We start from the raw sequence: 23320 nt of genomic DNA, 5'->3' as shown, positions 1-23320 counted from the left end.
GGGCGTCGGTCAGTGCCGTCCGGCCGGCCGGAGGCCGTCGTGGGCGTCGTCGTGGGTGCCGTCCTGGACCGCCTCCTCGTCGGCCTCCGCCTCGGCGCCCTGATCGTCGTCCGGGTCGAGGCGCCGGCGGAGGTTCTCGACGTCCGTCTGGAGGCCGATGAGCAGCTTGTGGAGTTCGTCGAGGTGGGCCGCCGGGACGATCGGGGTGTGCCGGCCGACCTCCGGCTCCAGGAGGTGCAGCCGGTCCAGGGCGTCCCGGGCCGCCTCCACGCTGTCCCGCAGGATCCGGCGCTGCTCCACGGCCTGGAGGCTGGCGGGTGCCCGGCCGGTGCCCGCCCCGGCCCGGGCACCGGCGGCGTTCCCCTCGCCCGCCGAGCCGTCGCCCGAGCCGTCGCCCGGGCCGGTGCCCGAGCCGTCGCCCGGGCCGGTGCCCGAGCCGTCGCCCGCCGGGTCGCCGCCCGAGGAGCCGTCGGCGGTGGCCGTCCCGGAGGGGTCCGTGCCCGTCGAGGAGGCCGGGAACAGGGGCGGGGCGGGCTTCACGGGGTGGGCCTTGCGCGCGCGCTCCGGGTTGGACGCCCACACCACGTCCCACTGGTACAGCTTCTCCGGCACCCCGTCGGCGTCGCGGGCGATCTTGTCGTCGGCGTCGGGATCGGCGCGGAAGTGGATGTACGGGGTCCGGGCGGGGTCCTGGGCGCTGTCCCGCCGGGTGAGATGCCGCATGGTCACGGCGTTCTCGGGCAGCTCGTCGCCGCGGAACCGTTCGGCGGCCTGGGCCAGTGTCCACAGCCCCAGTTCGTTGTCGGGCCGGGACAGGTCCTCGATGACCTGATTGACGTCGGCGCGGAACGGGACGCCGCCCTTCTCCTTCGCGGCCATCAGGGCCGAACCGACGTTCCGGGTCAGCAGCTTGTCGGCGATCAGGGCCACGCCTCCGGCCACGGCCAGGGTGCAGCGGGCGTCGGTGTCACCGGCCAGCGCGGGCGCCACCAGGGCGGTGAAGTCGTCCGTGGGGCGGGGGGCCCACTCCTGGAGCACGTCCTCGGTGAGGACACCCCCGTTGTTCCAGGCGTTGCGGGCCTGTGTGGTGGCCTGTTTCTTGTAGGCCCGCCACGGCAGGTCGATCAGCGGTCCGAGCAGCTCGGCGAACCCCTTCAGGCCCATGCGCTTGCCGCCCTTGATGGCCTTGGCCTGGTCCTTCAGCCGGTCGAGGAGTTCGGGCCGGGTCAGCCAGTAGACCAGGTACACGCTGCGCCACAGCGCCGTCCCGGGCGGTGCGGTCTCGCCGGGGGCCACCGTGGGCAGTTCCTCCGCGGTGATCCGGCCGACCGCGAGCCCGTGGACGATCTGGAGGTCGTCCTTGGGGACGAGGGAGTCGCCGAGCTGGATGACCCGCTTGAGCGCGCGGGTGGCGACCTCGACGTTCTGGGCCGCCGCGTCCCACTGCTTGAACTCCACGTGCACCGAGGCGAGTACGGAGCGGATCGCGTCGTCGAAGATGTCCTCGGCGGCGAGCAGATGCCCGGGGTGCCCCTCGGCGCCCACGGCGATCTGCGCGGGCAGGACGGCGGTCTGCGCGATCTGGGCGGCGCGCAGTCCGGGTTCGGGCAGGGCCATCTCCTGGGCGAACTCGTCCCGCAGCGCGCGGCGCCAGCGGCCGCGGCCCGCGGCCAGCCGCCGCCCCAGCGGGCCGCCGCCGGACCCGGCGGGCGGCGCGGCCGACTTGCCGAGCAGGGAGTCCACGGCCAGGGTGGCGGCCTCCGCGGCGTCGGCGTCGGGTCCGGCGAGCACGGCCCAGGCGCTGGCGAGCCGGGTGATGCCGTCGCGCACGACGAGCATGTGGAAGGGCTCGGTGCCGTCCTCGAAGGCGATCTCGACCGGGTGCGTGATCAGGTTGCGGGTGACCTTGCGCGCCAGGATGGACGAGGCGTAGCTGTTGAGGGACAGCGTGCCGTGGACGGTCTGCCAGACGTGGTGGCGCAGGTGCTCCACGTCGCGGTACCGGTACCGGATGACCGCGCACGGTCTGTCGTCCTCGGTGAGGCCCTGGACCTGGGGGTCGGGGATCTCCATGACCTCCATCCCGGTGCGGGGCTGGATGCCGGGCAGCAGTTCGCTCAGATGGACACGGGTGACGGCCGAGTGCAGGGTCGCGCCCTCGACGTTCTCCTCCATCAGCAGTCCGCCGGGCTCCTCCGCGGTGGAGCGGAGCTGTACGGCGAGGGCGTCCGGGCCGGTGGTGGCGGCGGCGAGGGCCGCCCATACCGGTTCGGGCAGCACCGTGACGGGGTTGGCCCGCCCGGCCGCGACCACCTTGGCGATGTCGGCGTCGGACGCGGTGGCGGGCAGCTCGGGGTCGATGTTGGACACCAGGACCGGGTCGGAGCCCCAGCGGACGTTGAGGGAGCGGGGGGCGTTGCGGGGCATGGGGTGACCTCCGGAGCGCGGTTGGGGACGGCGATTGCGTGGGCCGTGCGGACGGCGGCCGGGCGTGCGGCCCGGCCGCCGGTGACAGGGGTCAGAGCGTGTGGGGGCCTTCGGCGCCCGGCAGCAGCTCGGGGAACCAGGCCGGCAGGAGACGGCGCTCGTGCAGCCGCGCCCAGTGGCGGTAGGCGCAGTAGGCGACGAACTCCGCGGGCTCGACCAGGCGTTCGGCATCAGCCGTGATGTTCGGCGGGCCCTCGACGCGTCGCGGCGCTTCGGCACCGGTCGGGAGCCGGTACCAGGAGTGGCTGCCGTTGCCGGTGCGGATCAGCGCGAAGGCGGCGCAGACGTCCGCCGCGCGCTCTGCGGCCAGCCGCTTGAGCAGGGCCTCCGTGGCGACCGCCGTGGACAGGCCGTGGCCGCCCGCGGTGCCGACCGTGGTGCCGGGCAGGGCGGCGATCACGTCGATGCCGCGCCGCAGGACCCTGCGGTAGTTCCACTTCTCGGTGCGGTTCGGGCCGCGCTTCAGATAGGCGCCGCCCAGCGGTCTGCCCTGCCCCGCGGCCAGCTTCCTGGCGCGGAGATCGTCGTCGGGCCGGATGTTGAGCGCCGGATCCTCATGCAGCTCCGCGCGGAAGGCGGTCCAGCGGGCCGCTGCCCGCGGAAGGTCGGCCACGGGCAGCCGCAGCCATCCGAAGGCGGTCAGCGCGGCGTCACCGGACGGGACGACGGCATAGACCGTTCCATGTGCGGGTGCGAATTCGGTCGCGGCCGGATGATCCTCGTCGCCGCCGGCGGCGGGGTCGGACATACCAGAAGACGGCGGATTGGCGCGGGCGTCCATGGTCGAACTCCATTGCTTCACAAGTGAGGTGATGGAGCTTCCGCAGTGCAAACGCGGGCTCGCGCGTCGCACGCGCCACGGGCGTCACCGGCTTCACGCCCTCCCGAGCGTAGGGGGCGCGTGCGCCGGTAGACCACCGGATTCGCTGTTTTGTGCCGCCGATCTTATGGAATGTCTTATTCCGTACGGCGGCCGACGGTCCGGCGGCCTCAGGGAGTCAGCGACTCACGGGCGCCGGGGTGGTTCTCGAAGAGCATGGGCAGCGGGTTCTGCCCGACGTTGTCGAAGGCCGCCAGCGTCGAGGCGATGGAGACCGCCTGTCCGAGGGGGCTGGCCTTCTCGATGACGTACACGGACGCGGTCTCCGACGTCGGCAATCGCCTGGGTACGGTGATAAGTCCTAGCTTCTCCAGCTCTTTCGACATGTCCGCACACAATTCGGCGCTCAAGCGGACACGGCCCGGCGCTGCCAGCTCCTTGAGGAAGCGCATCGAGAGGTGCTTGATGCCGTGGTCCACCTGAACGGCGTGCTTGATAACGGTGAAGTCCATAACTCAGTAGATTACTGAGTTAGTTGGCGGGTTGTATCGGTAACGGCTGCCGTCAGACGCCGTACCCGTCCGTGTAGCCCTCGCCGTGGTGGTGGTGCCGTTCCTCCTCGACGACCTGGGTCGTCGGCGGCACCATCACCCGGCGGCGGCGGGCTATTCCGGTGAACGTGGCGACCCCGATCAGGCCCACGGCCATCAGGATCAGGCCCACGACCGTGACGTTGACGCCCTGCATGTGCCAATCGGTCGCGAACGTCAGGATGGCTCCCACCGCGATGAGAATGATGCATCCGCCGAGACCCATATGACTCGCCTCCCCTTCGGTTCCGGGACATCCGGTTCCGAACGGGTACCCGGTCGGCTCCCGACTAGCCCTCCAGGAAGGCCGTCAGGGCGTTCGCCAGCAGGAACGGGTCGTCGGCGCCGCACAGTTCGCGGACGCTGTGCATGGAGAGGATCGCGACGCCGATGTCGACGGTGCGGATGCCGTGCCGGGCCGCGGTGATCGGGCCGATGGTCGTGCCGCACGGCATGGAGTTGTTGGAGACGAAGGTCTGGAAGGGGACGTTCGCCTTCTCGCAGGCCGCGGCGAACAGCGCGCGCCCCGAACCGTCCGTGGCGTAGCGGTTGTTGACGTTGACCTTGAGGATCGGGCCGCCGTTGATCCGCGGGTGGTGCGTCGGGTCGTGCCGTTCGGCGTAGTTGGGGTGGACGGCGTGGCCCGTGTCGGAGGACAGGCACACCGTGGCGGCGAAGGCGCGCGCCCGGTCCTCCAGGGAGCCGCCGCGCGCGAACACCGAGCGCTCCAGCACCGATCCGAGCAGCGGTCCGTCCGCACCCGTGTCCGACTGGGAGCCGTTCTCCTCGTGGTCGAAGGCGGCCAGCACGGGGATCCGGGTGAGCGCGGCGCCGGAGGCCGCGGCGGCGGCGAGGGCGGCGGCGCCGGCGTGCACCGACAGCAGGTTGTCCATGCGCGGACCGGCGAGCAGCTCCCGGTCCCGGCCGAGGTAGGCCGCGGGCTCCACCGGGTGCACCATCAGGTCCCAGCCGGTCACCGAGCCCGCCTCGAGCCCCGCCTCCTGCTCCAGGAAGGCGATCAGGTCGCCGTCCAGCACCTCGCCGCCCAGGCCCCACACCGGCTGCAGATGCCGCTGCTTGTCGAGCTTGAGCCCCTCGGTGCCGACCGAGCGGTCCAGGTGGATGGCGAGCTGCGGCACCCGCAGCAGCGGCCGGTCCACATCGACCAGGACGGAGGAGCCGTCGCGCAGGGTCAGCCGGCCGGCCAGGCCCAGGTCCCGGTCCAGCCAGGAGTTGAGCAGCGGGCCGCCGTAGATCTCCACGGCGACCTGGCGCCAGCCGTGCGCCCCGCTGTCCGGGCGCGGCTTGACCCGCAGGTTGGGGGAGTCGGTGTGGGCGCCGATGATGTGGAAGGGGGTGTGCGGTTCGGCGCCCTCGGGCACGTACCAGGCCACGATGGCGCCGCCGCGCAGCACGTACTTGCCGCCGCTCGTCCCGTCCCAGGCGTCCGTCTCCGCCACCTGCCGGAAGCCCGCCTTCTCCAGCCGCTCGGCGGTGTTCGCCACGGCGTGGTACGGCGACGGACTGGCGGTGAGGAAGGACATCAGGTCGTCGGTGTGGCCGCGGTCGAAGCGGGCTGCTGCGCTCATGGGATTCACCTTAACGACGTGCGCGGGCCCGCTCCCGGAAAGGGAGCGGGCCCGAGCGGAGGAATCGACGGGGACGTCCTAAACGTCGGGAAGGGCCGCCCGGACGGGCGCGGCCGGACCGGCTAGAAGGCGGCCTCGTCCAGTTCCATGAGGTCCAGCTCGACGGTGCCGGCGAGCTTGCGGGCCAGGGTGACGCCCGGCAGGACGTTCGCCGCGAAGAACTTCGCCGCGGCGATCTTGCCGGTGTAGAACGCCTTGTCCTTCGCCGAGGCCGTGGCCAGCTTCTCGGCGGCGATCGCGGCGCCCTTCAGCAGCAGGTAGCCGACGACGACGTCACCGGAGGCCAGCAGCAGGCGGGTGGTGTTCAGACCGACCTTGTAGATGTTCTTGGTGTCCTGCTCGGTGGCGGCGAGGTCGGTCAGCATCACACCGACGATCGCCTCCAGCTCCACGGCGGCCTTGGCCAGCTGCTCGCGGGCGCCGGCCAGCTCCTCGCCGCCGGTGCCGAGCGCCAGGAACTTCTTGATGTCCTCGGCGAGGGAGTTCAGCGCGGCGCCCTGGTTGCGGACGATCTTCCGGAAGAAGAAGTCCTGGCCCTGGATCGCCGTGGTGCCCTCGTACAGGGTGTCGATCTTGGAGTCCCGGATGTACTGCTCGATCGGGTACTCCTGAAGGAAGCCGGAGCCGCCGAAGGTCTGCAGCGACTGGGCGAGCTGCTCGTAGCCCTTCTCGGAGCCGTAGCCCTTGACGATCGGGAGCAGCAGGTCGTTCAGCGCGTGCTCGGCGGCGGCGTCCTCGCCGGTCGCCTCCTTGAGCTGGATCGCGTCCTGCACCGAGGCGGTGTACAGCACCAGGGCGCGCATGCCCTCCGCGTACGCCTTCTGCGTCATCAGCGAGCGGCGCACGTCGGGGTGGTGCGTGACGGTGACCTTGGGCGCGGACTTGTCCATGAAGTTCGCCAGGTCCGGGCCCTGGACGCGCTCCTTGGCGTACTCCAGCGCGTTCAGGTAGCCGGTGGAGAGCGTGGAGATCGCCTTCGTGCCGACCATCATGCGGGCGAACTCGATGATGCGGAACATCTGGCGGATGCCGTCGTGCTTGTCGCCGATCAGCCAGCCCTTGGCGGGGTGCTTGTCGCCGAAGGTCATCTCGCACGTGTTGGAGGCCTTCAGGCCCATCTTGTGCTCGACGTTCGTCGCGTACACGCCGTTGCGCTCGCCCAGCTCGCCGGTCTCGAAGTCGAAGAGGTACTTCGGGACGAGGAAGAGGGACAGGCCCTTGGTGCCGGGGCCGGCGCCCTCGGGACGCGCGAGCACGTAGTGGAGGATGTTCTCCGACATGTCGTGCTCACCCGAGGTGATGAAGCGCTTCACGCCCTCGATGTGCCAGGAGCCGTCCTCCTGCTGGACCGCCTTGGTGCGGCCGGCGCCCACGTCCGAGCCCGCGTCGGGCTCGGTGAGGACCATGGTGGAGCCCCACTGCTTCTCCACGGCGACCGAGGCGATGTGCTTCTGGACCTCGTTGCCCTCCTCGAAGAGGATGCCGGCGAACGCCGGGCCGGAGGAGTACATCCACACGGCGGGGTTGGTGCCCAGGATCAGCTCGGCGTAGGCCCAGATCAGGGAGCGCGGCGAGGTGGTGCCGCCGATCTCCTCGGGCAGGCCGAGCCGCCAGTACTCGGAGTCCATGAAGGCCTGGTAGCTCTTCTTGAAGGACGCCGGGACCGGCGCGGTGTTGGTCTCCGGGTCGAAGACCGGCGGGTTGCGGTCGGCGTCGGCGAAGGACTCGGCCAGCTCGTTCTCGGAGAGGCGGGTCAGCTCCTCCAGGACGCTCTTGGCGGTCTCGACGTCCATCTCCTCGAACGGGCCGGTGCCGTACACCTTGTCGCGCCCCAGTACCTCGAAGAGGTTGAACTCGATGTCGCGGAGATTCGACTTGTAGTGCCCCATGGCGACGGCTCCGTAGAGAGATCGGCGAGGCACTGACTCCTCGCGCCTAATTCACGTACCAACAAGTAGCTACGATGATGCTACCCGTCGGTAATAAGAAGCAACCCCTACCCGGCGAAGTGTGAGAAGGGTCTACTCACCCGCGCCCCGGCCCCCTTGTCCTCCCGGCGCCCCACGCGGCCGCCCCCGCTCGGTAGTCTTGCGCGCATGTACGGCTACGACCAGAGCGCGGGCCAGCAGCAGTACGCCCAGCCGCAGCAGCAGATGCCGGGCGGTGCCGGCGGGTACGGCCAGCAGGCGCCGCTCTACCCGGAGCCGTCCCCGCCCTCCCTCGCGGACGCGGTGCGCGCCTTCACCACGGGTCAGATGGCCGCCGAGGACTTCCAGCAGATCTTCGCCACCTCGAAGGTGTACTGCCCGCGCGGCGACACCCCCGGCTTCCTCGCCCTGCACAACACCCAGCAGCCCGTGATCCCGATGTTCACCTCGCTGAAGGAGCTGCGCCGGTACGCGGGCAAGGAGTCCAAGTACTTCGTCATCACCGGCGCCGAGGTGATCGACCTGCTGCCGACCGGCTACGGCTTCGTCCTGGACATGGAGGGCGAGCACCGGATGGTGTTCGACGCGAAGGCGGTCGAGCAGATGGTGGACTTCGCGATGCGCCGGATGTACGGCGGCTGAACCATCCCTTCCGCCCAGGAAGCCGAGACCTCTTCACCCGACCCCGGAGGGAATTCCCTCCGGGGTCGGCGTGTTCCTGGTGGCAGGAAGTTCAATGCTCAACTAATGTGGGCGTACCAAGGAGGTACCCACCATGCCTGCAGTGACCGTCGAGAACCCGTTGACGCTGCCCCGCGTGACCGCGCCCGCCGACGCCGTGGCACGCCCCGTGCTCACCGTCACGACCGCTCCGAGCGGTTTCGAGGGGGAGGGATTCCCGGTGCGCCGGGCGTTCGCGGGGATCAACTACCGCCACCTCGACCCGTTCATCATGATGGACCAGATGGGCGAGGTGGAGTACGCGCCGGGCGAGCCCAAGGGCACGCCCTGGCACCCGCACCGCGGCTTCGAGACCGTCACCTACATCATCGACGGCGTCTTCGACCACCAGGACTCCCACGGCGGTGGCGGCACCATCACCAACGGCGACACCCAGTGGATGACGGCCGGCTCGGGCCTGCTGCACATCGAGGCGCCGCCGGAGTCGCTCGTCATGTCCGGCGGGCTCTTCCACGGCCTCCAGCTGTGGGTGAACCTCCCGGCCAAGGACAAGATGATGGCGCCGCGCTACCAGGACATCCGCGGCGGCAGCGTCCAGCTGCTCACCACCCCCGACGGCGGCGCGCTGCTGCGGGTCATCGCGGGCGAGCTGGACGGCCACCAGGGTCCCGGCATCACGCACACGCCGATCACGATGATCCACGCGACCGTCGCCCCGGGCGCGGAGGTCACCCTGCCGTGGCGGGAGGACTTCAACGGCCTGGCGTACGTGCTGGCGGGCAAGGGCTCGGTGGGTGCGGAGCGCCGTCCGATCCGCCTGGGCCAGACGGCCGTCTTCGGCGCCGGCGGTTCGCTGACCGTCCGCGCGGACGAGAAGCAGGACGCGCACACCCCGGACCTGGAGGTCGTCGTCCTCGGCGGGCAGCCGATCCGCGAGCCGATGGCCCACTACGGCCCGTTCGTCATGAACACCAAGGACGAGCTGATGCAGGCCTTCGAGGACTACCAGAAGGGCCGCCTCGGCAGCATCCCGGCGGTGCACGGGATGTCCGAGGGCGGGCTGTAGCCAAGGAGCGGAAGAGGGGCCCCGTCCCTGGCGGACGGGGCCCCTTCAGCGCACCGGCATGCTCATGAACAGCGCCTGTTCGCCGGCCGACGCCGTGCCGTCGTAGAGCGAGGTGTCCAGGCCGCAGAAGGCGAAGCCCATCCGGAGGTAGGCGCGGACGGCGGGGGCGTTGACGTTGCTGACCTCCAGCCATACGTGCCCGGCCCCGCGCTCCCGCGCGAAGTCGACGGCGTGCCGCATCAGGGTCCGGCCCACCCCCTTGCCCCGCCAGGCCGGCGCCACCTCGATGTCGCGGACGGTCAGCCGCGCGTTCCACGGCTCGAAGGCGGCGGTCACGAAGCCGCACAGCTCGTCCCCGGCCACGGCCACCACCGTCCGGTGCCGCCCGGGGTCCCCCGTCTCCTCGTCCGGTTCGGCGTCCTCGTCGGGGAACACCTTGCGCAGGGGCGGCCGTACCGGGGTCTCGCGGAGCCGGAAGCCCTCCTCGGTCACCGTCACCTCGAACACCGCGTCGGTCGTGAACGACCCGTCGAGCGCCGCGACGGCCGGGCCGTCCGCCGGCCGCGCCGGCCGGTAGACGACGGTCCCGGCCGCCGTCGCCTGGTCTGACGTCGTCTCCATGGTCCCGACCGTACGCCGTGGCCCCCCGGGCCCGGACGCTCACCCGCCCGGCCCCGCGTCGCAGGACAGCCGGCGGTCCCCGTGATCGGCTGGGCTCGTGCGCCTTCTGCCCGAACCCGTTCGCCGGCTCGCCGCCTGGTGCGCCGTGCTGCTGCTCGTCGCCGGGGTGGTCTGGATCGGGGTGCGGCTGTGCGGGGAGTTCCGCACGGCCGTCACGCCGGTGCTGCTCGCCCTGCTCGGCACCGCGCTGCTCGGGCCGCTGTACCGGCGGCTGGTCCGGTCGGGGGTGCAGCGGTCGGTGGCGGCCGGGCTCACCTGCGTCGCCGTCGTGGCCGTCGTCGGCGGGGCCGTGTACATCGTGGTCGCCGCGCTGATCGACACCGGCGACCAGATCATCGACTCGCTCCGGTCCGCCGCCAAGGGCGTCGCGGAGCACTTCGGGTCCGCCGGGACCGGCCTCGACGACCTCGCGGCCAACGCGCGCGAGCTGCTCGGCAAGTTCGGCGCGACGGCCGCCTCCAACGTCATCAGCGGGGTCAGCGTCGTCGCCGAGAGCATCGCCATGGCCGTGCTCGCGCTGCTGCTCGTCTTCTTCTTCCTGCGCGACTCCCACCGGGCCGTGGCGGCCCTGCGCTCCCTGGCGCCCGGCGGCACCGCCGACACCCTTGAGGCCATGGCCCGGCGGGCCTTCGCCGGGGTGGAGGGCTTCATGCGGGGGACGACCGTCATCGCCCTCATCGACGCCCTGTGCATCACCGTCGGACTGCTGGTCCTGCGGGTGCCGGGCGCGGTCGGGCTCGGCGCGCTCGTCTTCGTCGGCGCCTACATCCCCTACCTCGGCGCGTTCCTCTCGGGCGCGGTGGCCGTACTGGTCGCGCTCGCCGACCGGGGTTTCGTCATCGCGCTGTGGGCGCTCGGGGTGGTGCTCGCGGTGCAGGTGCTGGAGGGGCATGTGCTCCAGCCGGTGATCCAGAGCCGGACCGTGCAGATGCACCCGGCGGTGGTGATGCTGGCGATCACCGCGGGCGCCTCCGTCGCGGGCATCCTCGGCATGCTGCTCGCCGTCCCGCTCACCGCGGCGGCCTTCGGCGTCGGAGCGGAGCTGCGGGACCGCTACGGCGGCGGCACCGGGCCCCCGCCGGCCCCGCCGGGCCCCGCCCCGGCGGCCACCTCGCCCGAGCCGTAGGGGAACGGGGCCTTCGGGGGACGGAGGCCGTAGGGGACCTGGGGGCCCGTAGGGGACCGGGGGCCCGTAGGGGGACGGGGGACGGCCGCCGCTATCCGGCACCCCCCGTCCCCGGCGGCTCATGGAGTTCGAACCAGATGCACTTGCCCTCGCCCCGGGGGTCCACCCCCCAGGTGTCCGCGAGGAGCTCGATCAGGATCAGGCCCCGGCCGGAGGAGGCCAGCTCGCCGGGGCGGCGCCGGTGCGGGAGGTCGTCGCCGGAGTCGAAGACCTCCACCCGCAGCCGCCGGCAGTCGCGCTCGCCGATCACCTCGGCGAGCAGCAGCGCGTCGGCGTCGGTGTGCACCAGCACGTTGGTGACCATCTCGGAGACCAGCAGCACCGCCGAGTCGACCTGGTCGCCCGACACCCAGTCGTGCAGCAGCTCGCGCAGATGCTGGCGGGCCTCGGCGATCCGGTCCGGCTCGTCCTGGGCGACCGACAGCAGCGTGCGCCGCGCGGTGGGCCGGGCCGCGACGGCGTCGCCGCAGCCGCAGCCCTCCCCGGGCCGGCACAGCAGCAGCAGCGCGATGTCGTCCTCGCGGCGGTCGGCCAGCGGTCCCGTGGTGTAGTGCGAGGGCGGTCCGTGCACCGCCTGCACCAGCGCGTCGGCCAGCGACTCCGGGTCGCCGTGGTGCTCCTCCAGGATCGCGCGCAGCCGGCGCCAGCCGCTGTCCAGGTCGTGCCCGCCGGTCTCGATCAGGCCGTCGGTGCACAGCATCAGCGTCTCGCCGGGTTCGAGCGTGAACCGGGTCGTCGGATAGTCGGCGTCCGGGTCGATGCCCAGCGGCAGCCCGCCCGCCGTCGGCCGCATCATCACCGTGCCGTCCGCCATCCGGATCACCGGGTCCGGATGCCCGGCGCGGGCGATCTCCAGCCTGCCGTCCGACGGGTCGGCCTCCACGTACAGGCAGGTCGCGAAGCGCGGGTCGGACAGCGGGTCCGGGCCGGCCGCGTGCGTGATGCCGTGCAGGAACCGGGAGGCGCGGGAGAGCACGGCGTCCGGGCGGTGCCCCTCGGAGGCGTAGGCGCGCAGCGCGATCCGCAGCTGGCCCATGAGCCCCGCCGCGCGCACGTCGTGTCCCTGGACGTCCCCGATGACCAGCGCGAAGCGGCCGGAGGGCAGCGGGATCATGTCGTACCAGTCGCCGCCGACCTGGAGCCCGCCGCCGGTCGGGATGTACCGGGCGGCCACCCGCATCCCCGGGATCTCCGGGCCGAGCGTGGGCAGCATGGAGCGCTGGAGGCCGTCCGTCAGCTTCCGCTCCGTCTCGGCGACGCCGGCCCGGGACAGCGCCTGGGCGAGCATCCGGGCGACCGTGGTGAGGACCGCGCGCTCGTCCGGGGTGAACGCCACCGGGTAGGTGAAGCCGGCCATCCAGGCGCCCATCGTGCGCCCGGCGGCCGTCAGCGGCAGGAACGCCCAGGAGCGGCGTCCGAAGTGCTGGGCGAGCGGCCAGGTCGCCGGATAGCGCTCCCGGTACTCGTCGGGGGAGGACAGATACACCGCACGGCCCGTGCGGACGACCTCCGCCGCCGGATAGTCGGTGGACAGCGGCATGTTCGAGAAGGGGTTCATGGCGCCGGGCTGGTGCCCGTGCTGGCCGGTGATGGTCAGCCGGTCGCCCTCGACCCCGAACACCACGAGCCCGTCCGGGGTGAACCCCGGCATGGAGAGGCCGCCCACCACCCGCAGCACCTCCGCCGTGGACCGGGCCTCCGCCAGCGCCCGGCCCGCGTCCAGCAGGAACGCCTCGCGGGAGCGCCGCCAGTCCCCCGTGACCGCGCTGCGGGCGGCCGGTGTGCCCGGAGTCGGCTCGGTCACCTCCTGGAGGGTGCCGATCAGCTCGTACGCCCGCCGCTCGGGGTCGAAGGACGGCTTCGAGCGGCTGCGGGCGACGCGCAGGACGCGGCCCCGCTCGTCCATGACCCGGACACGCACCTCGGCGAGGGTGCCCTCGGCGACCGCGAGCCGGACCACCCCGGTGATCTCGTTCCAGTCGACCGGGTGCAGCCGGGCCCGGGTCTGGGCCTCCGTGAGGGTGGCCGGCTCCGGGGGCAGCCCGAGCAGCCGCGCCGCCTCCGCGTCCACGGTGACAAGACCGGTGGCCGTGTCCCAGTGCCACAGCCCGGTCGCGAGGGCGGCGAGTACGTCCCCGACGGACGGCAGAGGCTCGCCTGTACGCATTGCCCCACTTTAGGAAGATGTGACCGGTGGCTGCCACCGTAGGCGGCGGGCCGGGCGGCCGGGGGAAATGGTGGGGAGCCGATCTTGGCGTGCCCGGTACCCTTGATGGGTCCGGGCCCCGTGCCCGCGCTCGGTCGAGGGGAGCACCTCGGCAAAGCCCAAACGAAGGACGATGAACGACGATGCATCGGTACAGGTCCCACACCTGCGGCCAGCTCCGCGCCTCTGACGTCGGCACCGACGTCCGGCTGAGTGGCTGGCTGCACAATCGGCGCGACCTGGGCGGCATTCTCTTCATCGATCTGCGCGACCACTACGGCATCACGCAGCTGGTCGCCCGCCCCGGCACGCCCGCGTACGAGGCCCTGGACAAGATCTCCAAGGAGTCCTCGGTCCGCGTCGACGGCAGCGTCGTCTCCCGGGGAACCGAGAACGTGAACCCCGACCTGCCCACCGGCGAGATCGAGGTGGAGGTCGCCGAGGTCGAGCTGCTCGGCGCGGCCCAGCCGCTGCCCTTCACCATCAACGCCGAGGACGGGGTCAACGAGGAGCGGCGTCTCGAGTACCGCTTCCTGGACCTGCGCCGCGAGCGCATGCACCGCAACATCATGCTGCGTACGGCGGTCATCTCGGCGATCCGCCACAAGATGACGGCGCTGGGCTTCAACGAGATGGCGACGCCGATCCTGTCCGCCACCTCCCCCGAGGGCGCCCGCGACTTCGTGGTGCCGTCCCGGCTGAACCCCGGCAAGTTCTACGCGCTGCCGCAGGCCCCGCAGCAGTTCAAGCAGCTGCTGATGATCTCCGGCTTCGACCGCTACTTCCAGATCGCGCCCTGCTTCCGCGACGAGGACGCCCGCGCCGACCGCTCGCCGGGCGAGTTCTACCAGCTCGACGTCGAGATGAGCTTCGTCGAGCAGGAGGACGTCTTCCAGCCGATCGAGCAGCTGATGACCGAGCTGTTCGAGGAGTTCGGCGGCGGTCGCCACGTCACCTCGCCGTTCCCGCGGATCCCGTTCCGCGAGGCGATGCTCAAGTACGGCTCCGACAAGCCGGACCTGCGCGCCAAGCTGGAGCTGGTGGACATCACCGATGTCTTCGAGGGCTCGGAGTTCAAGGCGTTCGCCGGCAAGCACGTGCGCGCGCTGGCCGTCCCGGCCGTCCAGGACCAGCCGCGCAAGTTCTTCGACCAGCTCGGCGAGTTCGCGATCTCGCTGGGCGCGAAGGGCCTGGCCTGGGTCCGCGTCGGCGAGGACGGCGCGCTGTCCGGCCCGATCGCGAAGTTCCTCACCGAGGAGAACGTCGCCGAGCTGACCAAGCGCCTCTCGCTGGCCCCCGGTCACGCCGTGTTCTTCGGCGCGGGCGACTTCGACGAGGTCTCCAAGATCATGGGCGCGGTCCGCGTCGAGGCGGCCAAGCGGGCCGGCCAGTTCGAGGAGAACGTCTTCCGCTTCTGCTGGATCGTCGACTTCCCGATGTACGAGAAGGACGAGGAGACCGGCGCGATCGACTTCTCGCACAACCCCTTCTCCATGCCGCAGGGCGGCCTGGAGGCGCTGGAGACCCAGGACCCGCTGGAGATCCTGGGCTGGCAGTACGACATCGTCTGCAACGGTGTCGAGCTGTCCTCCGGCGCGATCCGGAACCACGAGCCGGAGATCATGCTCAAGGCCTTCGAGATCGCGGGCTACGACCGTGACACCGTCGAGGAGAAGTTCGCCGGCATGCTGCGCGCCTTCCGCTTCGGCGCCCCGCCGCACGGCGGCATCGCCCCGGGCGTGGACCGTATCGTCATGCTCCTCGCGGACGAGCCCAACATCCGCGAGACGATCGCCTTCCCGCTCAACGGCAACGCCCAGGACCTGATGATGGGTGCGCCGACGGAGCTGGAGGAGGCGCGGCTGAAGGAGCTGCACCTGTCGGTGCGCAAGCCGCAGCCGAAGTAGCGGCACCCGGGACACGGCACCCGAGGGGCTGGAGACCGACACCGGTTTCCGGCCCCTTCGGCGTTCTCCGGCGCCCCCGGCTCAGTCGTCCGGCCAGGCGCCGTCCTCCAGCAGCCGCTCCGCGATCTCCGTCGACCAGCCCTGGGCCCAGGCGCGCAGGGCGGTGATCTCCTCGCCCGTCAGGCCGTACGCCGTGAACGCGTGGTCCGGGTAGTAGTCCGTGCCCTCCAGCCGGGTCCGCAGGGCGGGCAGGTCGAACGTGTCGCGGGCGTGGCGGCGGGCCAGCTCCTCCAGGTCGGGGTGGGAGAAGCGGGCCGCCGCGGCGCGCGCGTCGATCAGGTCGACCGCCAGGCCCCGGTCGTAGAGCGCCCGGATCTTGGTGCCCACCGCGTCCTCCAGGCAGAGCGTCGGGCCGTAGGGGGTCAGCACGGGCGGGCTCCAGAAGGTCTCCTTGTGGAGCGCCAGGAGCACGGTGGTGCCGGTGGGCGGGTCCGTGACCGTCAGATGGGCGGAGAGCGGGTCCGCGTCCCGGACGGCCGTCTCGTGGCCCCGGGAGACGAGCGCGTCGTGCAGCGCCGTCGCGAGGCGGGGTGTCGGCTCGGCGCTCTCCGTCGCGAAGTCCACGTTCGCGTGCGGACGTTGCAGCAGGCCGTGGGCCTGGAGGGCGTATCCGCCGGCCAGCGCCAGGGGGGCGGCCACGGCGAGGACGTCGGTGAGCAGACGCTGATGGGGTGCGGGGAAGTGCGCGGGAGAGGAAGAAGCGGGGAGGTTCACTCGGCGGCCCGGGAGAGGTGCGGTCGTAGGGGCTGGAGCCTAGCGGCTGGAGGCGCCGCCCGGCCGCCGACGAGGCCGCGCGGGCGACGGCGGCCTTCGCGGCGACGGCCGGGCGGCGCTGCGCGCGCCCGTCGTCCCGGCCGCCGTCGAGGTCCTGGGCGCAGTGCCCCGGACGCGGGAGGGCGCCGGACCCGCGGGCCCGGCGCCCTCCCGCGCGGATCAGTGCCGCCGGGTCAGCCCTCGTCGCCGCCGAAGCGCTCCTTGTACGTCGCCAGGTCCTCGTCCGTCAGCTTGGCGAACAGGACCGGCGGGACGGTGAAGGGGGTGCCGGCCGGGACCGAGACCAGGGCCCTGGCCTCGTCGGCGGTGACCCAGGCGGCCGTGTCGTCGGCGAGGGCGAACGCCGCGCGCATGACCTTCGCCGACGTCGGGATGAGCGGCTCGGAGACCACCGCGTACAGGTGGATCAGGTTCATCGCCGTACGCAGGGTGAGGGCCGCGGCGTCCTTGTCGGTCTTGATCTCCAGCCAGGGGGCCTTCTCCTCCAGGTAGGAGTTGCCGGCCGACCACAGGGCGCGCAGGGCGGCGGCGGCCTTGCGGAACTGGAGGGCCTCCATGTGGGTCTCGTACTCCGCGAGGAGCGTCGCGATCTCCTCGCCGAGGCGGGTCTCCGCCTCGCCCGGCTCGCCGCCCGCGGGCACGTCGTCGCCGAAGCGCTTGCGGGAGAAGGACAGGACGCGGTTGACGAAGTTGCCGAGGGTGTCGGCCAGGTCCTTGTTCACCGTGGCGGTGAAGTGCTCCCAGGTGAAGGAGGAGTCGTCGGACTCGGGGGCGTTGGCGATCAGGAAGTAGCGCCAGTAGTCGGCCGGGAGGATCTCCAGGGCCTGGTCGGTGAAGACACCGCGCTTCTGGCTGGTGGAGAACTTTCCGCCGTAGTACGTCAGCCAGTTGAACGCCTTGACGTAGTCGACCTTCTTCCACGGCTCGCGCACGCCCAGCTCGGTGGCCGGGAACATCACCGTGTGGAACGGGACGTTGTCCTTCGCCATGAACTCGGTGTAGCGGACGGTGTCGTCCGCCTCGTACCACCACGACTTCCAGTCGCGGTTCTCCGGGTCCTGGTCCGACCACTCCTTCGTCGCGCCGATGTACTCGATCGGGGCGTCGAACCAGACGTAGAAGACCTTGCCCTCGGCGGCCAGCTCCGGCCAGGTGTCGGCCGGGACCGGGACGCCCCAGTCCAGGTCGCGGGTGATGGCGCGGTCGTGCAGGCCCTCGGTCAGCCACTTGCGGGCGATGGAGGAGGCCAGCTGCGGCCAGTCCGCCTCGTGCCGGGCGACCCACGCCTCGACCTCGTGCTGGAGCTTGGACTGGAGGAGGAAGAGGTGCTTGGTCTCGCGGATCTCCAGGTCCGTGGAGCCGGAGATCGCCGAGCGCGGTTCGATCAGGTCGGTCGGGTCGAGGACGCGGGTGCAGTTCTCGCACTGGTCGCCGCGCGCCTTGTCGTAGCCGCAGTGCGGGCAGGTGCCCTCGACATAGCGGTCCGGGAGGAAGCGGCCGTCGACCGGCGAGTAGACCTGCCGGATCGCCCGCTCCTCGATGAAGCCGTTCTCGTTCAGCTTGCGGGCGAAGTGCTGGGTGATCTCGCGGTTCTCCGCGCTGGAGCTGCGGCCGAAGTAGTCGAAGGCGAGGGCGAAGCCGTCGTAGACCGCCTTCTGGGCGTCGTGCGCCTGCGCGCAGAACTCGGCGACGGGCAGGCCCCGCTCCTTGGCGGCCAGCTCGGCCGGGGTGCCGTGCTCGTCCGTGGCGCAGATGTACAGGACGTCGTGGCCGCGCTGGCGGAGGTACCGGGAGTACACGTCCGCCGGGAGCATGGACCCCACCATGTTGCCCAGATGCTTGATCCCGTTGATGTACGGAAGGGCGCTGGTGATGAGGTGTCGAGCCATCGCGGGCTGCTCCCAGGTCGCTGCGTGTACGAACCTTGAAATCGTAGCCGACGTGTGTATGCCGCCCGCTTCCCGTTTTACGGGCTGAGAAGCGGGCGGCACGGGGCCTGGAGCCACGGAGGGCTACGGGCGCCAGTTCGCCAGGACGCCCTCGTACAGCTCCGTGTCCGTCAGCTCGCGGGGGGCGGGGCCCGCGTGGAAGAAGGACGTGTTGCCGGTCTTCAGCTTGCGGAGGTAGTCGAAGGCCTTGTTGTCGTGCTCACCGAAGGCGACGAAGGAGAAGAACACGGACGGGTGGTTCTTCGCGGCGTCGGTGAGGGACTGGGTGGCGGGGGTCTTCGCGTCCGGGGCGCCGTCCGTCTGGAAGACCACCAGGGCGGGGGCGGCGGGGTCCGCGTTCTTGTCGTGGTGGGCGAGTACGGCTTCCACGGCGGCGTGGTAGCTGGTGCGGCCCATGCGGCCGAGGGCGGCGTGTACGTCGTCGATCTTGGTCTCGTGCTCCGGGGCGAGGGTGAGGTCGGTGGTGCCGTCTACCTCCGTCGAGAAGAAGACGACGTGGACCGTGGCCTCGGGGTCGAGGTGGGCGGCGAGGGCGAGGGTCTGGTCGGCGAGGGCCTGGGCGGAGCCGTCCTTGTAGTACGGGCGCATGCTCGCGGAGCGGTCCAGTACGAGGTAGACCTGGGCTCGGGTGCCGGTGAGGGCGGTCTTGTCGAGGGTGGTCGTGGCGGCCTTGTAGGCGGTGGTGAGGGAGGGGGTGCGGGACGTGACCCTGGCCAGGGGGGTGGCGGGTGCGGCGGTCGCCGCGTGCGCCTCGGCTTCGCCGTCGGCGTCGGTGTTCCCACCCGCACCACCCGTGCGGGTCGCGTCGTCGCCTGCGGGTGGCCCCTGCGGGGTGTCCTCGCCGTCGGCGGCGTGGGGGGCGGTGGGTTCGGCGGTCGCCGCGTGCGCCTCGGCTTCGCCGTCGGCGTCGGTGTTCCCACCCGCACCACCCGTGCGGGTCGCGTCGTCGGCTGCGGGTGGCCCCTGCGGGGCGTCCTCGCCGTCGGCGGCCTGCGGGGCGGTGGACTCGGCGGTCACCGCCGCCTCCTCGACCACCACTTCAGCCTCGGCCTCGGCCGGCTCCTCGGGTACCTCCGCGACCGGGGCCGTGTCCTCGGCCTCGGCCGGAACCGGCTCCGCGTGCTCTTCTTCGGCCACGACCGCAGCCTCAGCCTTGGGCTCGGCCACGACGTCGGGCTGCGCCTCCGCGGAGACTTCCGCCTCGGGCTCGGCCTCGGCTACGAACTCCGCCTTGGGCTTGGCCTCCGCCTCAGGCTCGTTCTCCGCCTCAGGCTCGTCCTCCGCCTCGGCCACGGCCTCTGACTGAGGCTCGGTCTCGGCCTTGGGCGCGGCCTCCGCCGGGGCGTCAGCCTCAGCGGCGACCTTCGCCTCGGGCTCGGCCTCCGACCGAGGCTGGGTCTCGGCCTTGGGCGCGGCCTCCGCCTCAGCGACGGCCTCCGCCTGAGGCTCAGCCTCAGGCGCGACCTCCGCCTTAGCTACAGCCTCCGCCTCGGGCTCGGACACGGGCTCCGCTCCGGTCTTCGCCTCGGCCTCAGCCGCAACCTCGGATTCAGGCTCCGCCTCAGCCGCGACCTCCGACTCAGACGCGGCCTCCGCCGAGACCTCAGCCTCAGCGGCGACTTCCGCCTCAGCCGAGACCTCCGACTGAGGCTCGGTCTCAGCCTTGGGCTCGGTCTCAGCCTTGGGCTCGGTCTCAGCCTTGGGCTCGGCCTCATCCGCGACCTCCGCCTCGGCCACGGCCTCCGCCTCGGCCACGGCCTCCGTCTCAGACACGGCCTCCGTCTCGGACACGGCCTCAGCCTTGGGCTCGGCCTCAGCCGAGCCCTCCGCCTGAGCCGAGCCCTCCGCCTCGGCCACGGCCTCCGTCTCGGCCTCGGTCTCAGCCCCCGCCGCAGGCGCTTCCGCCCCCGCCCCCGCCGCAGGCGCTTCCGCCTCCGCCTCCGCCTCCGCCGCAGGCGCTTCCGCCCCCGCCTCAGCCGCAGGCGCTTCCGCCCCCGTCGCAGGCGCTGCCGGTGTCGAAGGCGTGGTTTCCGGGGTGGGGGACGGGTCTGTCGGGGTGGACGGGTGGGGGACCTTGATGTTGTCGAAGGCCGCTGCCACCAGGTCGTGTTCCCCGGCCCCGGACGGGGACCGGCGGGGTTCGGGGACGCTGGCGGTGGCCGGCGGGGACTGCGCGGGGGTCCGGTCCGCACCCTCCGCCTCGGTGGCTCGTACCTTGCGTGAGCGGCCGAATGCGTTCCGCAGGAGAGTGAGAATGCCCATGTGCGCAACCCTTCGCGTGAGTTGTAGCCCGTAAATCCCTGGCCAGGACGGACACGTAAGGTTAGCGGCCCCACATGGCGGGACCGCGTCAGTGCGGTGACGTGATCGCCCGTGCCGCGGCCACCTCCTGGCGGAGGGGTTCGAGGACGCTGCCGGCGGCCCCGGCGAGGTCGGTGCGGACGGCGGTCAGGGTCTCGGTGCCGCGCACCCCCTCGGAGAGCTCGCGGAGCTGCAGGGCGACCTGTGCGACCTCGGCGGCGGACGGCCGCGCGGCCCCGTGCCGGACCCGGACGCGGGCCGCCGTCGTCGCGTCCACGATGCGTTCCACGGCCACGACCAGCGGCCACCACGCGGCGGCGAGCCGGCCGGTCGGCGGCGGTTCCGTCAGGGCCCGCTGGAACTCGGTGCGGACGACGGACAGGTCGCGGTAGATGCGGCGGCGCATCCGGGCCCGGGCCGAGGGGTCGGTGCCGGGGCCGAAGGCGGCCTCGACGTACGCCGCCGTGTCCGCCACCGCGTCGGCCAGGCGGTCGCCCACCCGGGTGTGCCAGCTCTCGGGCCACAGCAGGTAGCCCGCGATCAGCGCGATCGCGCAGCCCATGAGCGAGTCGTTCAGCCGGGGCAGCAGCAGGGCCGTGCCCTGGCGGTTGAGGATGTCGGACAGGAGCAGGATCACCGGGGTGATGGCCGCCGTCTGGTGGCCGTAGCCCCGCGGGGTGAGCGCCGGGACGAGCGCGGCGAGCAGGAACAGCGTGGGGACGTGCCACCAGCCCAGCGGGACCTCGGCCAGGATGACCGCCGCCACCACCAGGCCGGCCACCGTGCCCAGCGCGCGCAGCAGGGCCCGGGAGAAGACCGAGCCGAAGTCGGGCTTGAGGACGAAGGTGACGGTCAGCGCGACCCAGTAGGAGCGCGGGACCGGGATGAGGGAGACCAGGGCCTGGGCGATGCCGATGCACAGCGCCAGCCGGATGCCGTAGCGCCAGGAGCTGGTGGACAGGACGACGTTGCGTGCCGTGCGGGCCGCGCGGACGCCGAGGGCGGCGGGGCGGCCCAGGCGGTCGTCGATGCCGCGGGGGTCCACGTCCGGCGCGGCGACGACCTCGGCGGCGTGCCGCAGGGCGGCGTCCACCGCGCGGGCCGTCTCGGTGGCGGGGGCGGGGAGGTCCGGCGGGGGTGCGGGCGCGGGGGCGTGGTCCGATGCGACGGCGTCCGCCAGGCGGTCCAGGGCCCGGGGGATCTCCGGGGGCAGCGGGCGGGCCGCCAGATGGGCCGCGGGTGCCGCCTCGACCACCGGGGTGATCGCGTTCAACCGGGCCAGCATCCGGGTGAGTTCGCGGCTGCGGCCGTGGTAGCGGGCACGCCGGGCCAGGATCAGGTCGTACGACTGGTTCAGGGACTGGGTGACCGTGCGGCGGGCCTCCTCGTACTCCTCGGCGCGGTCCGTGCCGGCGGTCGCGAGGAGGGCGGCCACCGCGCGGTACGTCGCCGCGACCGCCGCTCGTTCGGGTACGCCCGCGCGCAGCGGCCAGGCCAGCAGGGCCAGGAGCAGGACCAGCAGGCCGCCGCCGGTCATCAGCAGGGGGGCGACCCACCAGGGGGAGGGCAGCGGGAGGCCCGCGCCCACCACGCAGTTCAGCAGGAGCAGCAGACCGGAGACGGAGGCCACCGCGCCGATCGAGGAGATCAGCCCGGAGACCAGGGCGACGCCGGTGACGGCGGCCACCGCGTACCAGCCGTGCCCGTACACCACCGTGCCCAGGGTCACGCCGATCGCGCCGAAGAGCTGCGGGACGGCGATGGTGAGGATGCGCATGCGGTAGGCGTCGGCGGTGTCGCCGATGACGCCGGACAGGGCGCCCATGGCGGCGAGGGCGCCGTAGGCGGGGCGGCCGGCGGCGAGGCCGATCGCCAGGGGGAGGGCTATGCCGAAGGACGCGCGGGCCATGGCGGACCGGTTGAGCGGGGCCGGCTGGGGCCTGAGGTTCCGGACCAGCCAGTCGGGAGGGGTGAGGCCGATGGGGAACTCTCGGGGCATGTGCCCATTATGGCCGCTTTGCGGGAGGGGCAGGGGGGCGGTCCGGCTGCCGTCGGGGGGTGTTCGTCAGCTTCGCTCGTGCAGCGTGAGGTCGACCACCAGGGCCCGGTGGTCGGAGCCGGACACGCGCAGGAAGCGGGCGCCGCTCGCGGTGAAGTCCGCGGTGACCAGGACGTGGTCGATCTGGGCGCCGATGACGCCGGCGGTGCGGGCGGGCCAGCTCGGGGTGCGGTCGTGGCCGGCCAGGCGGGCCGCGTCGGTCAGGCCGGTGTCGAGGATGTGCCGGAAGGCGGCGTGGTCCTGGGAGGCGTTGAAGTCGCCGGCGAGGACGGTGGGGGTGTCGCCGCCTGCGGCGGCGAAGGCGCGGAGCCGGCCGAGTTCGCGGCGCCACAGGCCGACCTGGTCCGCCAGCGGCGGCATGGGGTGGGCGAGCTGGAGGCGTACGGCGTGGCCGCGCACGTCGGCGACGGCGCCGGGCATGCCCATGGTGGCGCGCACGCCCGCGGCCGGTGTCAGCGGGAAGCGGCTGAGGATGACGGAGCCGTGGGAGCCGTCCGCGTCGACGGACCGGCGGTGCGGGTAGACGCCGGAGAACTCGCGGTCCAGGAGGCCGCGGCAGCCGGACTCGCACTCCTCGACGAAGACCACGTCCGGACGCCTCTCGCGCAGGATCGCGGCCAGGGCGGGGGTGCCGCGGCCGAACTCGACGTTCGAGGTGAGCACGCGGAACGCGGCGAGCTGCGCGCCGCCCGGTTCGCCGGTCCTGCCGTACGGCTCCAGGTACCAGGCGAGCAGGCCGAGGACGGCGACCGCCCACACCAGGCCCGTCCACCAGCGGGCGAGCAGCGCGCACAGCAGGGCGAAGCCGGCCGGCGCGAGCAGCCAGGGCAGGAAGGCGAGGAGCTGGGGCACGGGGGTGATGCCGTCGGTGTCGGCGGCCCGGCAGCCGGCGACCACGCTCACCCCGGCGAGCAGCAGTCCGGCGCACCAGGCGCCGAGCCTGCGTCCGGGGCGCTGGGTCACGGGAGCGAGCCTA

The 23320-nt window shown here is 72.5% G+C and carries 17 protein-coding genes; 4 read left to right on the top strand and 13 right to left on the bottom strand.

The window, feature by feature from the left end; genetic code table 11:
* Positions 1–9 precede the first annotated feature (9 nt).
* From ACF073_RS22125 to ACF073_RS22100, 6 genes are all read right to left on the bottom strand, one after another.
* Positions 10–2427: a hypothetical protein gene (locus tag ACF073_RS22125; RefSeq protein ID WP_392072438.1), complete on the bottom strand. Its 2418-nt coding sequence runs from the start codon at positions 2425–2427 to the stop codon at positions 10–12.
* Positions 2428–2518: 91 nt separating this feature from the next.
* Complete coding sequence (locus tag ACF073_RS22120; RefSeq protein WP_392072436.1) at positions 2519–3268, bottom strand: hypothetical protein; 750 nt, start codon at positions 3266–3268, stop codon at positions 2519–2521.
* 209 nt (positions 3269–3477) lie between these two features.
* Entirely contained in the window at positions 3478–3819 is a 342-nt protein-coding gene (locus ACF073_RS22115; protein WP_392072435.1) for a hypothetical protein, read from the bottom strand.
* Positions 3820–3871: 52 nt separating this feature from the next.
* Positions 3872–4123, bottom strand: a complete 252-nt coding sequence (locus ACF073_RS22110; protein ID WP_392072433.1) for a DUF6458 family protein — start codon at positions 4121–4123, stop codon at positions 3872–3874.
* A gap of 64 nt (positions 4124–4187) precedes the next feature.
* Positions 4188–5486, bottom strand: a complete 1299-nt coding sequence (locus ACF073_RS22105; protein WP_392072431.1) for a M18 family aminopeptidase — start codon at positions 5484–5486, stop codon at positions 4188–4190.
* Between the two features lie 122 nt (positions 5487–5608).
* Positions 5609–7435, bottom strand: a complete 1827-nt coding sequence (locus tag ACF073_RS22100) for an acyl-CoA dehydrogenase (protein WP_392072485.1) — start codon at positions 7433–7435, stop codon at positions 5609–5611.
* A gap of 207 nt (positions 7436–7642) precedes the next feature.
* Here ACF073_RS22100 and ACF073_RS22095 point away from each other — a divergent pair, with 207 nt between their 5' ends.
* Complete coding sequence (locus ACF073_RS22095; RefSeq protein ID WP_392072429.1) at positions 7643–8116, top strand: SseB family protein; 474 nt, start codon at positions 7643–7645, stop codon at positions 8114–8116.
* Positions 8117–8249: 133 nt separating this feature from the next.
* Positions 8250–9221, top strand: a complete 972-nt coding sequence (locus tag ACF073_RS22090) for a pirin family protein (RefSeq protein ID WP_392072428.1) — start codon at positions 8250–8252, stop codon at positions 9219–9221.
* A 45-nt stretch (positions 9222–9266) separates the two neighbouring features.
* Here ACF073_RS22090 and ACF073_RS22085 read toward each other — a convergent pair whose 3' ends face one another.
* Positions 9267–9842 (bottom strand): GNAT family N-acetyltransferase, encoded by a 576-nt coding sequence (locus ACF073_RS22085; protein ID WP_392072426.1) that lies wholly within the window; start codon positions 9840–9842, stop codon positions 9267–9269.
* Positions 9843–9939: 97 nt separating this feature from the next.
* Between ACF073_RS22085 and ACF073_RS22080 the strand changes: the two genes are divergently transcribed.
* Positions 9940–11028: an AI-2E family transporter gene (locus ACF073_RS22080; RefSeq protein WP_392072425.1), complete on the top strand. Its 1089-nt coding sequence runs from the start codon at positions 9940–9942 to the stop codon at positions 11026–11028.
* Positions 11029–11119: 91 nt separating this feature from the next.
* Here the strand turns inward: ACF073_RS22080 and ACF073_RS22075 are convergent, their stop codons facing one another.
* The gene (locus tag ACF073_RS22075) at positions 11120–13255 is read right to left on the bottom strand and encodes a SpoIIE family protein phosphatase (protein WP_392072423.1); all 2136 of its coding nucleotides are present in this window, start codon (positions 13253–13255) and stop codon (positions 11120–11122) included.
* A gap of 182 nt (positions 13256–13437) precedes the next feature.
* Between ACF073_RS22075 and aspS the strand changes: the two genes are divergently transcribed.
* Positions 13438–15201 (top strand): aspartate--tRNA ligase, encoded by a 1764-nt coding sequence (gene aspS, locus ACF073_RS22070; RefSeq protein ID WP_392072421.1) that lies wholly within the window; start codon positions 13438–13440, stop codon positions 15199–15201.
* Between the two features lie 81 nt (positions 15202–15282).
* Here the strand turns inward: aspS and ACF073_RS22065 are convergent, their stop codons facing one another.
* From ACF073_RS22065 to ACF073_RS22045, 5 genes are all read right to left on the bottom strand, one after another.
* Entirely contained in the window at positions 15283–15900 is a 618-nt protein-coding gene (locus tag ACF073_RS22065) for a hypothetical protein (RefSeq protein ID WP_392072419.1), read from the bottom strand.
* A gap of 308 nt (positions 15901–16208) precedes the next feature.
* Complete coding sequence (gene metG / locus ACF073_RS22060) at positions 16209–17924, bottom strand: methionine--tRNA ligase (RefSeq protein ID WP_392072418.1); 1716 nt, start codon at positions 17922–17924, stop codon at positions 16209–16211.
* A 123-nt stretch (positions 17925–18047) separates the two neighbouring features.
* The gene (locus tag ACF073_RS22055) at positions 18048–19757 is read right to left on the bottom strand and encodes a VWA domain-containing protein (RefSeq protein WP_392072416.1); all 1710 of its coding nucleotides are present in this window, start codon (positions 19755–19757) and stop codon (positions 18048–18050) included.
* Between the two features lie 577 nt (positions 19758–20334).
* Complete coding sequence (locus ACF073_RS22050; protein WP_392072414.1) at positions 20335–22284, bottom strand: FUSC family protein; 1950 nt, start codon at positions 22282–22284, stop codon at positions 20335–20337.
* Positions 22285–22350: 66 nt separating this feature from the next.
* On the bottom strand, positions 22351–23307 hold the full coding sequence (locus ACF073_RS22045) for an endonuclease/exonuclease/phosphatase family protein (protein WP_392072412.1): 957 nt from the start codon (positions 23305–23307) through the stop codon (positions 22351–22353).
* Between the last annotated feature and the right edge of the window lie 13 nt (positions 23308–23320).

This window comes from Streptomyces sp. NPDC015171 (assembly GCF_043079545.1).
In the GTDB taxonomy this organism is placed as follows: domain Bacteria; phylum Actinomycetota; class Actinomycetes; order Streptomycetales; family Streptomycetaceae; genus Streptomyces.
This window is presented reverse-complemented; position numbering and strand designations above follow the sequence as displayed.